This is a genomic window from Rugamonas sp. GW822-FHT03B10 (assembly GCF_058801745.1).
Genome location: NZ_JBXANP010000025.1, coordinates 49,206 through 62,681 on the forward strand (window position 1 = coordinate 49,206; position 13,476 = coordinate 62,681).

General features: G+C 61.2%; 16 protein-coding genes. 10 read left to right on the forward strand and 6 right to left on the reverse strand.

Going from position 1 to position 13,476, the window contains the following annotated elements:
* Positions 1-241 precede the first annotated feature (241 nt).
* Positions 242-757, forward strand: coding sequence for a hypothetical protein (locus AC1RQG_RS25320; RefSeq protein ID WP_493135761.1), 516 nt, complete (start codon positions 242-244; stop codon positions 755-757).
* Between the two features lie 73 nt (positions 758-830).
* Here AC1RQG_RS25320 and AC1RQG_RS25325 read toward each other — a convergent pair whose 3' ends face one another.
* Positions 831-1,445: an IMPACT family protein gene (locus tag AC1RQG_RS25325; protein WP_493135789.1), complete on the reverse strand. Its 615-nt coding sequence runs from the start codon at positions 1,443-1,445 to the stop codon at positions 831-833.
* Between the two features lie 163 nt (positions 1,446-1,608).
* Between AC1RQG_RS25325 and AC1RQG_RS25330 the strand changes: the two genes are divergently transcribed.
* From AC1RQG_RS25330 to AC1RQG_RS25355, 6 genes are all read left to right on the forward strand, one after another.
* Positions 1,609-1,878 carry a hypothetical protein gene (locus tag AC1RQG_RS25330; RefSeq protein ID WP_493135762.1) on the forward strand — a complete coding sequence of 90 codons (270 nt, stop codon included), beginning with the start codon at positions 1,609-1,611 and terminating at the stop codon, positions 1,876-1,878.
* A gap of 188 nt (positions 1,879-2,066) precedes the next feature.
* Positions 2,067-2,675: a TetR/AcrR family transcriptional regulator gene (locus AC1RQG_RS25335; RefSeq protein ID WP_493135764.1), complete on the forward strand. Its 609-nt coding sequence runs from the start codon at positions 2,067-2,069 to the stop codon at positions 2,673-2,675.
* Entirely contained in the window at positions 2,672-3,823 is a 1,152-nt protein-coding gene (locus tag AC1RQG_RS25340) for an efflux RND transporter periplasmic adaptor subunit (protein WP_493135766.1), read from the forward strand. The genes AC1RQG_RS25335 and AC1RQG_RS25340 overlap by 4 nt, the downstream gene beginning before the upstream one ends.
* Positions 3,820-5,025: an ABC transporter permease gene (locus tag AC1RQG_RS25345; RefSeq protein WP_493135768.1), complete on the forward strand. Its 1,206-nt coding sequence runs from the start codon at positions 3,820-3,822 to the stop codon at positions 5,023-5,025. Before AC1RQG_RS25340 ends, AC1RQG_RS25345 begins: the two co-directional genes overlap by 4 nt.
* 1 nt (position 5,026) lies before the next feature.
* Positions 5,027-5,773: an ABC transporter ATP-binding protein gene (locus AC1RQG_RS25350; RefSeq protein WP_493135770.1), complete on the forward strand. Its 747-nt coding sequence runs from the start codon at positions 5,027-5,029 to the stop codon at positions 5,771-5,773.
* A 22-nt stretch (positions 5,774-5,795) separates the two neighbouring features.
* Entirely contained in the window at positions 5,796-6,257 is a 462-nt protein-coding gene (locus AC1RQG_RS25355; protein WP_493135772.1) for a cytochrome c, read from the forward strand.
* A gap of 284 nt (positions 6,258-6,541) precedes the next feature.
* On the opposite strand, the gene AC1RQG_RS25360 is transcribed toward AC1RQG_RS25355, so the two are convergent.
* The 4 genes from AC1RQG_RS25360 to AC1RQG_RS25375 form a co-directional block, all read right to left on the reverse strand.
* Positions 6,542-6,817 (reverse strand): type II toxin-antitoxin system RelE/ParE family toxin, encoded by a 276-nt coding sequence (locus AC1RQG_RS25360; protein ID WP_493135791.1) that lies wholly within the window; start codon positions 6,815-6,817, stop codon positions 6,542-6,544.
* Positions 6,792-6,995: a type II toxin-antitoxin system RelB family antitoxin gene (relB, locus tag AC1RQG_RS25365; RefSeq protein ID WP_493135775.1), complete on the reverse strand. Its 204-nt coding sequence runs from the start codon at positions 6,993-6,995 to the stop codon at positions 6,792-6,794. The genes AC1RQG_RS25360 and relB overlap by 26 nt, the downstream gene beginning before the upstream one ends.
* A 133-nt stretch (positions 6,996-7,128) precedes the next feature.
* The gene (locus AC1RQG_RS25370) at positions 7,129-7,392 is read right to left on the reverse strand and encodes a hypothetical protein (protein WP_493135777.1); all 264 of its coding nucleotides are present in this window, start codon (positions 7,390-7,392) and stop codon (positions 7,129-7,131) included.
* A 334-nt stretch (positions 7,393-7,726) separates the two neighbouring features.
* The gene (locus tag AC1RQG_RS25375) at positions 7,727-8,623 is read right to left on the reverse strand and encodes a LysR family transcriptional regulator (RefSeq protein WP_493135779.1); all 897 of its coding nucleotides are present in this window, start codon (positions 8,621-8,623) and stop codon (positions 7,727-7,729) included.
* A gap of 115 nt (positions 8,624-8,738) precedes the next feature.
* Between AC1RQG_RS25375 and AC1RQG_RS25380 the strand changes: the two genes are divergently transcribed.
* Positions 8,739-9,086, forward strand: a complete 348-nt coding sequence (locus tag AC1RQG_RS25380; protein ID WP_493135781.1) for a RidA family protein — start codon at positions 8,739-8,741, stop codon at positions 9,084-9,086.
* A 54-nt stretch (positions 9,087-9,140) separates the two neighbouring features.
* Positions 9,141-10,399 (forward strand): IS3 family transposase gene (locus tag AC1RQG_RS25385; protein ID WP_493135783.1). Its coding sequence is split into 2 segments (ribosomal slippage): positions 9,141-9,480 and positions 9,480-10,399, totalling 1,260 coding nucleotides; the frame shifts between segments, so codons are not numbered across the junction.
* Between the two features lie 34 nt (positions 10,400-10,433).
* On the opposite strand, the gene AC1RQG_RS25390 is transcribed toward AC1RQG_RS25385, so the two are convergent.
* Complete coding sequence (locus AC1RQG_RS25390) at positions 10,434-10,727, reverse strand: hypothetical protein (RefSeq protein ID WP_493135793.1); 294 nt, start codon at positions 10,725-10,727, stop codon at positions 10,434-10,436.
* Between the two features lie 558 nt (positions 10,728-11,285).
* Between AC1RQG_RS25390 and AC1RQG_RS25395 the strand changes: the two genes are divergently transcribed.
* A complete protein-coding gene (locus tag AC1RQG_RS25395; RefSeq protein WP_493135785.1) occupies positions 11,286-13,433 on the forward strand; it encodes an AAA family ATPase in 2,148 nt (715 codons plus the stop codon).
* Positions 13,434-13,476: the final 43 nt, after the last annotated feature.

The window sequence follows — 13,476 nt, forward strand, 5'->3', positions numbered from 1 at the left end:
GCCTTTATACGCGGTTGGGTAGAGTGACCGAGCGCACCATCCGCTTCCCGGCGCAGGCGGGTCGCCGGGCCAGGCTGCGGCGGTGCACAGCAAAAAAGCCATTCTATCGGGCTTTAACGTGCGCTGCACGCGCCCGCGTCCGCGCTGGCGACGCTGTTGCCTTTTAAGCTATGCTGATACGATTGCAACGCCTGGCGTCATGCCATCCGGTCCGATCCCTTGTTTCCTTGAAAGAGCTGCGATGAAGAATCACCTGGTTCTGCTGTTCGTTGCCGGCGCCTGCCTGTCCGGTGCCGCGTCGGCCGATGATGGCGCGCTGCTGCGCTGCCGCGCCCTGTCCGATGTGTCGGCCCGCCTTGCGTGCTACGACGCCATTCCCGCCGTCGCCGCCATCGCTGGCGCGCCTGTGTCCAGCGCCGTGCCTGCCCGCGCTGCGCCGGTCGCCGCGCCGGTCGGCTATGTGATGCCGGTGCCCGGCCGCGCGGAAATGGAGCAGATGTTTGGCAAGGAGCCGTCCGCGCTGCAAGCGTATCGGCTGGAATCGATCGAAAGCCGCATCGACGGCAAATTCGACGGCTGGGTCGCCGGGCAACGCATCCGCCTGGCCAACGGCCAGGTGTGGGCCGTGGTCGACGATAGCGATGACGTGCTGGACGCCGATCATCCCAACGTCACCGTCAGGCGCGGTCTGCTCGGCGCCATCTTCCTCGATATCGACGGCGCGCACCGCGCGCCCAGGGTGCGCCGCGTGCAATGAGGGCGGCCGCGCGCCGCCTGCCGGGGCGCGCCCGCCATGGCCGGAAGCGACCGCGCCGGGCGGTGTCAGAGCGTCACGCGGGGTGGGGCGTGTCGTCGCCGTCGCCGTCGTGCCAGGCAACGCGGCCGCCGCCGGCCTCGTTCAGGCGGACGATGAGTGCCGGGGCCGCGTCGTCGGGCAGGTTGAAGCTGAAGTCGACGGCGTCGCCATGGCCGACCTCCAGCAGCTGGGCCTGCACGGCGGCCAGTTCGCGCCGCAGCCAGCCCTCCAGCGCGTAGGGCACGGCGCAGCGCAGGATGCGCGTCTTGATGATGGCCACCTTGGGCGCCGTCAGCAGCGCCTGCGCCACGCTGTCGGTGTAAGCGCGCACCAGGCCGCCCGCGCCCAGCTTCACGCCGCCGAAGTAGCGCACCACGGTGGCCAGCACGCCCTCCAGGTCCTGGTGGCGCAGCACGTCGAGCATGGGCCGGCCGGCCGTGCCGCTCGGTTCGCCATCATCGACGGCCGCCGACTGGCCGCCGGCCAGCAGGGCCCAGCACACGTGGGCCGCGTCCGGATGCTGCGCCTTCAAGCCCGCCACCACCTGCTGCGCCGCCGCCCGGTCCGTCATGGGCTGGACGCAGCCGATGAAGCGGCTCTTCTTGATCAGCAGTTCGCTGTGGGCGGGGGCGGCGAGGGTGGACGGCATGGCGCGGCAGGGACGATGGGGCAAGCGGGATCCGCATTATAGGCGCTGGCGCCGTTCCGTCGGTGGCGCCGGCATCCGCGCAGGCTTTGCCCGGCACACTGGTTGGACATACAATCACGGGCTGCCGGGAATTATCCCTTGCAATAATTAAACAAGGAACGCAATGACTTTACCTCAATACATCACGATCAACGGCACGTCCTACGCATCCGACAAGCTGAGCGCCGAAGCGCAATCGCAGGCCGCCAACATCCTGGTCGTGGACGCGGAACTGGCGCGACTGCAACAGCAGATCGCGATCGCGCAAACGGCGCGCAATGCCTACACCGCCGCCCTGATCGAGGCCGTGAAAGGCCGTGGCGAAGCGACCGCCGAGAAGCCCAAGAAGCCGCGTGCACCGCGCAAGCCGAAGGCCGCCGCCGAAGCCAAGTGAGCATGCCGGCTGCCGCAGGTCTGTGACGCCGCCGTCCGGCGGCGTCACGCCAGGCGCCGCGCTCGCCTGTGCCGGGGTGCGCTGGTGTGTGCTGGTGCGTGGATGCGCGCGATCTGGCGCAATCCCGGCTTGCAAATTTTTTTTAGCCCTGTAAGATAGTAACCAATTACTAGCTAAATGGAGCCATGATGCACACCCCCAGCGGCAAAATGCCGGCCGACGAGCGGCGCGCCGTGACCGTCGAAGCCGTCGTCCAACTGGCCAGCGTCCAGAATCCGAGCGACATCACGACGGCGGCCATCGCCAAACACATGCACGTCACGCAGGGCGCCTTGTTCCGCCATTTCCCCAGCAAAGGCGCGATCTGGCAGGCGGTGATGGAATGGGTGGCCGAGCGCCTGCTGTCCCGGCTCGACCAGGCCAGTGAAGGCGTGGCCTCGCCGCTGGCGGCGCTGGAAGCGATGTTCATGGCCCACATCGACTTCGTCGCCGCGCACCCGGGCGTGCCGCGCGTGATGTTCGGCGAGTTGCAGCAACCCGAATCGACGCCGGCCAAGCGCATGGTGCAGGTGCTGCTGGCGCGCTACCGCGAAAGGCTGCTGGCCTTGTTCGAACGGGGCAGGGCGTGCGGTGAGTTGTCGCCCGCGCTGGATGTCGACGCGGCCATCCTGCTGTTCATCGGCATGGTGCAGGGGCTGGTGATGCAATCGTTGTTCGCCGACGACGTGGAGCAGATGCGCCGCCAGGCGCCGCGCATGTTCGCCGTCTTCCGGCGCGGCATTGTGAGCGCGTCATGAGCCGCTGGTTGCCACAGCGGCGCACGCTGATGCTGGCCGGTGGCGGGGCCGCGTTGCTGGTCCTGTTCCTGTGGGTCGCGTTGCGCTCCGGCCCGCTGGCGCCGGTCGCGGTGACGGTGGCGACGGTCGAATCGCGGGCCATCACGCCGGCCTTGTTCGGCATCGGCAATGTGGAGGCGCGCTACAGCTACAAGATCGGGCCGACCTACGCCGGACGCATCAAGCGTCTCGATGTGCACGTCGGCGACCGGATCAGGGCCGGCCAACTGCTCGGTGAAATGGACCCGGTCGACCTGGACGAACGCGCCAGCGCACAGGACGCGGTGTTGCGCCGCGCCGAGGCGGCGGTGCGCGAGGCCGAGGCGCGCCAGGCCTACGCCCAATCGCAACTGCGGCGCTACGAGCAGCTGGTCGCGGTGCGCATGGTCAGCGAGGAGGTGGGCACGGCCAAGCGGCAGGAAGGGCAGGTGGCCGACGCCGCGCTGGCCGGCGCGCGCGAGGAGCTGGCCCGGGCCCGCGCCGACCGTGGCGCCTTGCGCGCGCAGCACGGCAACCTGCGGCTGGTGGCGCCGGTCGACGGCATCGTGGTCGCGCGCGACGCCGATCCCGGCACCACCATCGTCGCCGGGCAGGCGGCGGTCGAGGTCATCGACCCCGGCAGCCTGTGGATCAATGTGCGCTTCGACCAGGTCCACGCGGCCGGCCTGGCGCCCGGCCTGCCGGCCCGGATAGCACTGCGCTCGCGCGCCGGCCAGAGCCTGGCCGGCCACGTGGCGCGGCTCGAACCGCTGGCCGACACCGTGACCGAGGAGACGCTGGCCAAGGTGCGCTTCGACGCCGCGCCCGACGCCCTGCCGCCCATCGGCGAGCTGGCCGAGGTGACGGTGAGCCTGCCGACGCTGCCGGCCGCCCTGGTCATCCCCAACGCGGCGATCCAGCGCCGCAGGCAGGCGCTGGGCGTGTGGCGGGTCGTGGCCGGACAGGCGCAGTTCACGCCCGTCACGCTGGGCGACGCCGATCTCGATGGCTGGGTGCAGGTGCGCGCCGGCCTCCGGCAGGGCGACCAGATCGTCGTCCACAGCGACAGGGCGCTGACGCCGGACAGCCGCATCCGCATCGTGCCGCGCCTGTCCGGGGTGCCGCGATGATCAGCCTGGCGGGGCGCGACATTCTCCACTCGTGGGGCAAGTTCGTGTTCACGGGCGTGGGACTGGGGCTGCTGATCGGCGTGACGCTGGTGATGGCCGGCGTCTACCGGGGCATGGTGGACGACGCCAAGGCGCTGCTGGACAACAGCGGCGCCGACCTGTGGGTGGTACAGCGCGACACGCTCGGTCCGTACGCCGAATCGTCGAGCGTCAGCGACGACGCATGGCGCGCCATCCGCGCCATGCCGGGCGTGGCGCAGGCGGCCAACGCCACCTATCTGACCATGCAGGTGCGCCAGGGCGAGCGCGACGTGCGGGCGATGGTGGTCGGCATCGCGCCCGGCGCGCCCGGCGAGACGCCGGGCTGGCCGCCGCAACTGGTGGCGGGTCGCCACATCACGCGCGGCCATTACGAGGCGGTGGCCGACGTTGCCGCCGGCATGCGCCTGGGCGAGCGTATCGCCATCCGCCGCAACCTGTACACGGTGGTCGGCCTGACGCGGCGCACGGTGTCGTCCAGCGGCGACCCGATGATCTTCATCCCGCTCAAGGATGCGCAGCAGGCCCAGTTCCTGAAGGACAACGACGCGATCTGGCAAAGCCGGCGCCGCACGGCGGCCAATCCGGCCCTCAACCGCCCCGGCGTGCCGGGTCTGCTCGACGCCGTGATCGCCGCGCAAAGCGCCAACGCCTCCGTCAACGCGGTGCTGGTGACGCTCAAGCCCGGCCAGCCGGCCGACGACACGGCCGCCGAAATACGCCGCTGGAAGCGCCTGACCGTCTACACCCGCCCCGAGATGGAGCGCATCCTGGTGGGCAAGCTGATCGCCACCTCGGCACAGCAGATCGGCATGTTCCTGGTGATCCTGGCCATCGTCTGCGCCGCCATCGTCGCCTTCATCATCTACACGCTCACCATGGACAAGCTGCGTGAGATCGCCGTGCTCAAACTGATCGGCACGCGCAACCGCGTGATCGCCGGCATGATCCTGCAGCAGGCGCTGGTGCTGGGCGTGATCGGCTTCGTCGTCGGCCGCATCGCGGCCGGCCTTTCCGCGCCCCTGTTCCCGAAATACGTGCTGCTGGTGCCGTTCGACACGGTGGCCGGCTTCATCGCTGTGCTGGTTCTGTGCGCGCTGGCCAGCCTGGTCGCGATCCGCGTGGCGCTGAAGATCGACCCGGCCGAAGCGATCGGAGGCTAAGATGGCTAACTTGAACGAACGCGGTACCGGACCAGACGCGCGGGGCAAAGGCATCCGCATCGAAGGCTTGCGCAAGCGTTACGGTCATGGCGACACCGCCGTCGACGCGCTCAGGAATGTCGATATGCAGGTGGCGCCGGGCGAGGTGGTTGGACTGATCGGTCCATCCGGGTCGGGCAAGAGCACGCTGCTCAAATGCCTGGGCGCCGTGGTGGACCCGACGGCCGGCCGCATGACGCTGGGCGACGACGTGATCTACGACGAGGGCTGGCGGGTGCGCGATCTGCGCGCGCTGCGGCGCGACCGGATAGGCTTCGTGTTCCAGGCGCCTTACCTGATCCCGTTTCTTGACGTGACCGACAACGTCGCCTTGCTGCCCATGCTGGCCGGGATGGCCAATGGCGCCGCACGCGCGCGCGCGCTCGAACTGCTGGCGGCGCTCGACGTGCAGCACCGCGCCACGTCCATGCCATCGCGGCTGTCGGGCGGCGAGCAGCAGCGGGTGGCGATCGCGCGCGGATTGATCAATCGTCCGCCCGTGATCCTGGCCGACGAGCCCACCGCGCCTCTCGACAGCCAGCGCGCGATGGCCGTGATGCGCATCCTGAACGACATGGCGCAGCGCTACCAGACGGCGGTCATCGTCGTCACGCACGACGAGAAGATCATCCCGACCTTTAAACGCATTTACCACATCCGTGACGGCGTCACGCATGAAGAAGCGGGCGAAGGCCGCCCCATAGATTGACACTTTGAACCAGGAGGCAACGATGAAATATGTGAGCATGGCCGTGATGGCGGCGGCACTGATGATGGCCGGCGCGGCGCCGGCGGCCGATACCCAGGCGCAGGCGAAGGCAGGGGGCGGCGTCAAACCGCTGGCCCTGCGCAAAATCATGCAGGGACTGGACGCGGACATGCAGGCGATTGCTGGCGGCATCGCGCGCGAGGACTGGCCGATGATCGCCAAGCTGGCGCCGCGCATCGCCGAGCATCCGCAACCGCCGGCCGCCGAACAGGAGCGCGTGCTGTCCTTCGTCGGCAAGGACGCGGAAAAATTCGAACACTACGACGAGCAGACCCACCACGCGGCGGAGGCGATGCACGAGGCGGCGGTGCGGGGCGATGGCAAGGGCGTGATCGCCGCCTATGCGACTATCCAAACCTTATGCCTGGGCTGTCACCAAAGCTTCCGCAAGCCCGTCGTCACGCATTTTTACGGGCAGCGTTGAAGCGGAGACGGCGTGGCCGGCAAGAAAAATCCGGTGTCAGGTCTGTCTTTCGGACAGTCGCCATGTACTTTTGCGTTTTCTCATGGCGCGTGTTTTCGATTATGAAAATGGAGACAAGAGGAGCCTATCTACTACGTTCGACCTCCGCACCCCTTGGTCGATCTCAGGGACATTGTCCGCTTGTCCAAATGCCGGACCTGACATTGGCTCAGGCACCGGCTCGTACGCGGCTTAGACGGCAACCACGACGCGTTGCTACGATGCGCCATCGTTGCCAGAGCTGGTCAGGGATACCGTTGTCGGGTATGGACAACGGCAAGAATTTCTATTGCAGTCGTGCCCACGCGATACACGATGAGGTGGCTTGGATGAATAGTCATCTCATGTGTGTTTGCAACTCGTCCCGCTCGGTACAGATAGGGATGATGCGGGAGCTGGGAAACGGCGTGATCGATTCGGTCGTGCAGATCGGCTGCGGCCTGTAGGTTGCGCTCTGCGATGTAGGCGAGAATCGTCGCCAAATCTGCTTGCGCTTCAGTCCGCCATCGAATCGGAAGCATTGGCGTCACGCTTCGCTTCGATTATCTTCCTCGCGGCAGCCATAACGTCCTCGTGGCTGGCAGTAGGGCGCGTATCGTCGAGCGACTTCTGAACTTTCTCCCGCAACCAACGATCATAGGCCTCGGCTTCTTCAACCGTCGCGAACTCGGACTCGACCCTGGATGGATTTTCACTCATGATCGGTTGATTATAAGGCAGACGGAGTGCGGTATGCCGGGCCGACTTGTTTCATTGAGCCATGTCACACTTGGCGTCGCGTCCCGGTTCCGATTCGCAGAGTCGAATTGAAAGGCCACTGCCAACATCCACCTCAGCCCGCCAAACCTTTTTGCAGCAGCGCGGCGACAACTTCGTTGAGATCAGCACCTTGTTCGGCCGCCAGCGCCTTGATCTGCGCGACGAGGTCGCTATTGAGTTTGACGGCGAAGGGCACCAGGCCAAGCGCCTGGTCGCGACGGCGCTGCTCGCGGCGATCGACCACCACTGCGGTCTTGCCGAATTCGGCGCCACCGGGAACGGACATTTTGCCCATCAGTTTTTTAGCGTCGAATTTCGCCAGATCGGTCTTTCTCATGGAGTTGCTTTCTTGGGTGTGTGCGGTGGAGGAAAGTAAAAAGGACCATGCGCCGAAACGCTTAACCTTTTTTTATACCGCTGAATTTTGGGTAGGCTGTGCGGGATTCGAACCTGCGACCAACGGATTAAAAATCCCTGGAGCGGCAGGCATCATGTTGCGAGATTTTACCATGTCGAGAAGTGCCCCAGCAGGGACTTCCTTGCGCCGACAACCTCTTCACGTCCGGACTGCTGTCATGGGAGGACTACCCCGCGATCAACGGATTAAAATTTCTTCAAGTGGCCCATTCCTTTCAATGCGTCACCTGTCCTGGCGATGGCAGCTCACGCCTTTATAGTTCATGCCGCGCCATCAGTTCGACGATCCAATCAATGAACACGCGGAGCTGCTTGCGAACGTAGCGGTCGGGTGGATATGCCACGTGGAGCGGCATGGACTCGATACGCCAGTCCGTGAACAGAGGTACCAGCGCGCCGCTGTCCACATGCGCCTTGGCCATATATTGCGGCAGCAACAACACGCCGAGCCCGGCCAGCCCGGCGGTCAGATAAGCATTGCCGTCATCGATCGCCAGGAAGTAGCGGCCATCGACTTTGACACGCTCTCCTGATTTCTCCATGGCGTATGGCAAGCCGTTGCGCCAGCGGTAGTGGATGATACGGTGGCCGGGGTTATGCAAATCGTCGGGATGTGTCGGCGTTCCCTCTTGCGCCAAGTACGATGGCGCAGCATAAACGCCCAACTGCAGGTCGGCGATGCGTCGCGCGACGAGCGATCCATCTTCAATTGCACCACCGCGCACCACGCAATCGACGTTCTCGCCGATCAGGTCGACCTTGCGATCACTGGCGCCGATATCGAGCTGGATTTCCGGGAAACGCGCGTGGAATTCAGGTAGCGCCGGTACCAGGATGATGTTCGCGAAGGGGCTGGGAACATCCACCCGCAGCAGCCCGCGTGGCGCGGCGGCGTCGCTGAGGATATTGTCCTCGATGTCCTCAAGCTCGGCCAGCAGGACAATCACGCGCTCGTAATAAGCGGCGCCGGCCGTCGTCAAGTTCACTTTACGCGTCGTTCTGTTGAGTAGCTTGATGTGCAGCTCGGCTTCAAGTTGCTGCACTAATTGCGTGACCGTGGTTTTGCTCACATGCAGCGTTTCGGCGGCCTTGGTATAGCTGCCAGCCTCTACAACCCGAACGAATGCCCGCATGGCTTCCAGTTTGTCCATCACACAGCTCCGGCAATAGTTTGAATTTTTCAAACAGTGTAGCAGCCGTTTTGTGGTTTATCCAAACTATTGAGCGGGCTATAGTGCTCGCACTGACAACACCAGGAGCAAGCACATGACAACACGCGAAACCATTTTTCCAGCCGGGCGGCATGAACTGTACGCGGCCCATAAATATTCAGCCGCGATCCGTTCAGGGGATTTGCTGTTTGTATCTGGCCAGGTCGGCAGCCGCACAGACGGCGCGCCGGAACCCGAGTTCGAGGCCCAGGTACGCCTGGCGTTTGAGAATCTGAAGGCGACACTGAAGGCGGCGGGATGCGGGTTCGATGACATCGTTGACGTGACGACTTTCCACACGGATCCGGAAAATCAGTTCGCTACAATCATGGCGGTCAAGAACGAGGTTTTTCCTGAAGCACCTTATCCGAACTGGACTGCCCTGGGTGAGATAGCCCCCTGAATCACCGGACACGGCCTATGCGCTATTCTTACGGATAGGAATAGGACTGTGCATATGACTAGGAATAAGCAAACAATCGAAGTGGTGACGGTGAGCCAAGAACGCCGGCGGCGCTGGTCCGCTGATGAAAAGGCGGCGTTGGTACGCGAGACATACGAACCGGGCATGAGCGTGTCGCTGGTCGCCCGCAAACATGGTGTCGGCGCCAGCCAGCTTTTCAATTGGCGCAAGCTTGAACGCGAAGGCGCGCTGACGGCCGTCAGTGCTGGTGAATCGGCGGTGCCGGCAAGTGAATTGGCTGCTGCCCGGGCCCAGATTGCGCAGCTGCAACGGATGCTGGGCAAGAAGACGATGGAAGCGGAGATCCTGAAGGAGGCAGTCGAGTTCGCTCGCGAAAAAAAGTGGATTGCGCGCTCGCCCTTGTTGGACAAGGACGGCCAGTGAAGGCAGTCTGTTCGGCGCTGGGCGTAGCGCGCTCGCATGTGTGCGTGCTGGCGGCGCGCCCGAGCGGCTGGGTTGACGGTCGTACTACGCAGACGTTCCACCAGCCCGCTGACGCCATCCTGGTCAACGCGGTGCGGGCCGAGATCACGGCGCTGCCGACCTATGGCTACCGCAGGGCCGGCGCCCTGGTCAATCGCACGAGGGCCTTGATGGGCCTGCAAGCGATCAACCACAAGCGCTTTTATCGCGTGATGAAGGAACACCGCCTGTTGCTGCCGAAAGCGCCGAAGCGCCGCGTCAGCAGCCGTGTGCATGACGGTGTCGTCGCGGTGGCCGAGCCGAATCAGCGCTGGTGTTCGGACGGATTCGAGATTGCCTGCGACAACGGCGAGGTCGTCACTGGTGTGTTTATGAAGGACTGCTGTGGTCGTGAAATCATTGCTTGGCGAGCCTGGGCTGAACGTGGCCTGCCTGGCGAGCCAGTCCGCGATATGTTGGTGGAAGCGGTCGAAGCGAGATTTGGCCAGGCCAGCATTGGCTCGGCAAAGCTGGAGTTCTTGAGCGACAATGGCGGCGCCTACCGAGCCCACGAAACGCATGCGTTGGCGCGTGCAATGGGCCTGGAGCCGATTCATACGCCGGTGTGCAGCCCGCAGTCGAATGGGATCGCTGAAAGCTTTGTGAACACCTTCAAACGGGATTACGTCAGCCTGATGGACCGCAGCAATGCCGAAGTCGTTCTCGCTCAACTGCCGGACGCCTTTACACATTTCAATGAGGTTCATCCACACTCGTCGTTGAAGTTGAAATCGCCTCGCATGTTCAGGAGGGAGCTGCTGCGCCGGGCTCAGGAAATCGGCGTTAATTAAGCGATAGGTTGTGTCCGGTCATACGGGGGCAAGATCACTGGGCGTCAACTGGTTGGCAGGATTCGACTTCGAGATCAAAGTCATTGCCAGGATTCCTGGCTGAACAACTCTCCGTTTCTGCTAGTCCCGCCGCGACCGGAGAGCGACCAGAAACAAAAAAAGCCCACGAACCGAAATTCGTGGGCTTTTTTGATGAATCTTGGTAGGCCGTGCGTGCGTTCCACGTCATCTCCCCCGCAGTACCCGCCTTGCAGGCGATAGACGGCTTCATCAGGGAGGTAGAACACCACCTCGCGTTGCCGGTCCGCAGGGTCTTGTTGATCAACATGGAGCTGCCCGTGGGCGGGAAGGCCAAGAAATTAATTGGGATCGAGATGGAATGTCAAAAGACCAAGAGGGTGGCCACACCAATAATCAGCCCGTTTCAGCGAAGCGCAGAGATCGATCTGCGTCACCGGCTGACGAACAAGCAGAACGGCGAGACGGCCCGCGTGAACGTTGCCACGATCAGGGAAGCCATCTCCAGCTTCGTAAGTCAGGAGCGGCTGGGTGGAGCCAGGTGGGAGACGCCAGCACAGCGTTTGGTGACAAGAAGGCTAGCGGCTGAGGCCGTGGAGCTTAGGCCATACCTCAGCATGCGGTTCAAGCTGCATCGACCCAAGCGGCGCCCATAGCAATCGGAACCCAGGGGGAATCCGCAGTCGGTTTCAATTCCGCTCCCTATATCCCCCAGAGAGCGATGTACACCGGAAGCATGTTAGTGGAGTGAGAATTTGTGAGTATTTCGAATAGGCAAGAATGCTATTCTCAATGATGGCCCATTGCGGCCTAGAGTAGCCAGTTAAGAACACAAACAGAAATAAGTCCACTATCAGGGGGAGGGGCGATGATCAATCAGATCGACATAGCCAGTTTCGGGAGCTACCAAGGCTTGCAGTGGAAGAGTGCCGTCCGGGACAGCGGCAAGAATGTAAAGCCGTTTCAACGTCTGAACATCCTTTACGGGCGCAACTATTCAGGCAAGACCACGCTCTCTCGTGTCTTCCGTGCGCTAGAGACGCGCAAGATCCCGCTGAACTACGCTAATTCATCTTTCACTGTTTACGGAGACAAGGGCAACGTTGCGCACGCGGGCCTAGCTGGTCATAACTACGATGTGAGGGTCTACAACCGCGACTTCGTAACTGACAACCTCAGCTTTCTGGTGAACCAGCAAATCGGCGGCGAGATCAGAACGTTTGCTATTGTTGGTGAACAGAATAAGGAAATTGACGATGCTATTGCCGCCATAGAGGCCAAGCTTGGAAGTATGGAAGGCAAGGTTGGTCTTCGCTTTGACCTTGAAGCAAAGAAGAAAGAACGTGATCGAACCAAGAACAATTACAGTACTGCATCTAGCGGGCTTGAGGACAAACTGCGCGCCCATGCTAATGAGAAAATAAAAAAGAATCGTCAGTATGGTACTGCTACTTACAACATTGAAAGTATCAAGCGGGATATTGCCTCAACGAAAAAGCAGGGCTTTGCAAGGCTAACGGAGGAAGAGCAAACAAGTAAGCTTGCTCTACTGAAGCAGGAGGCACTACCTGATATCACGAACACTCTGGCAATTACCCTTAAGCTAGAGTCATTAAGAGCAACCGCTGAACCTCTTCTTTCGCAAACGATAACGCCTACTTCTCCTATCCAGGAGCTTCTTAACGACAACGTATTACAACTGTGGGTTAAGCAAGGTATCGGGCTCCATCGGGATAAACGCGATACTTGCGCTTTTTGCCGCCAAAGCTTGCCGCACGAATTATGGCAAGTGATTGACGAACACTTCAGCAAGGAATCGAGTGATCTTGAATCGGCTTTAGACACGGCAATTTCTTCAGTCACTGAGGAGGTTACAGCCCTAGCTGGCTTCATTACCTTCGAAAGTGCTCAATTTTACGCTGAGGAGCGAGCCGCTTTTGACGTAAGTAGCAAGGCTCTTTCCAGTGCTTTGAGCCTCTACAAGAAAGACCTGGAATCTCTTAAAAAATCGCTAGAGGCGCGCAAAAATAGCCTGTTCCAGCCAGTTGTGCTGAAAGATTTCTCGCACGACGCAGTAGAAATCCAAGAGCAGGTTAATGCCATAAATGGGTTGATTGTTGCGAATAACGCTAGGACGAAGACGCTGGAGAAAGACAAGACTGCCGCTAGGGATGCGCTTCGATTGAATGACGTATTCGAGTTTATTGGGACGATAACCTACGACACTGAGCTTGACCGAGTTGCTACCCTCAAATCGCAAGCGGAGACGGCGAACACTGTTTATGTCGACGCGGAGAAGGAAATCAGCGCTGCTGAATCGCAGGTCAATACGCTCAGAGCCAAGCAGAAAGACGAACGAAAGGGCGCAGAGCGGGTTAACTCCCTACTCAATAATTTTTTTGGCCATGATGGTATAAAACTTGAAGCCAGAGATGATGCGGCCACAGCCACAGTGAAGTTTGAGATCACTCGAAGTGGCAAGCCAGCGTATAACCTCAGCGAAGGCGAGTGCAGTTTAATTGCCTTTTGTTATTTCATTGCCAGACTAGATGAGCCTGAAAGCAAGGGTAAGAATCTCATCATTTATATTGATGATCCAATTTCCAGTTTGGATGGTAATCATATTTTTTTCATGTTTAGCCTGATTGAGAGCTTGATTGCAAAGCCTATTAAGAATGCGGACGGGTCTAATAGTTATCGATACAAGCAGCTTTTTATATCGACACACAACCTAGACTTCCTGAAGTATCTTAAGCGCCTCTCTATTCCCAAGAAGAAAATTCCTGCGGGAGAGGGTAAGACCAAAATCGTTGATGATCATGAACACTTCATGATTGAGCGAAACGGGGCATCGAGCAATATTTTACTTATGCCTTCCTATCTGAAAGATTACATCACTGAGTTTCACTATCTCTTTCATCAGATTTATAAATGCAAGGACCAAGCTGCTGCACAAGTTAGCCACGAACCATTCTTTGGGTTTATGAATCGCCACGACTCTTGTAGACACTCCTGAGCCATAATTCTAGGCTAAAGGAGTGAGTATGAGCGGCAAACGG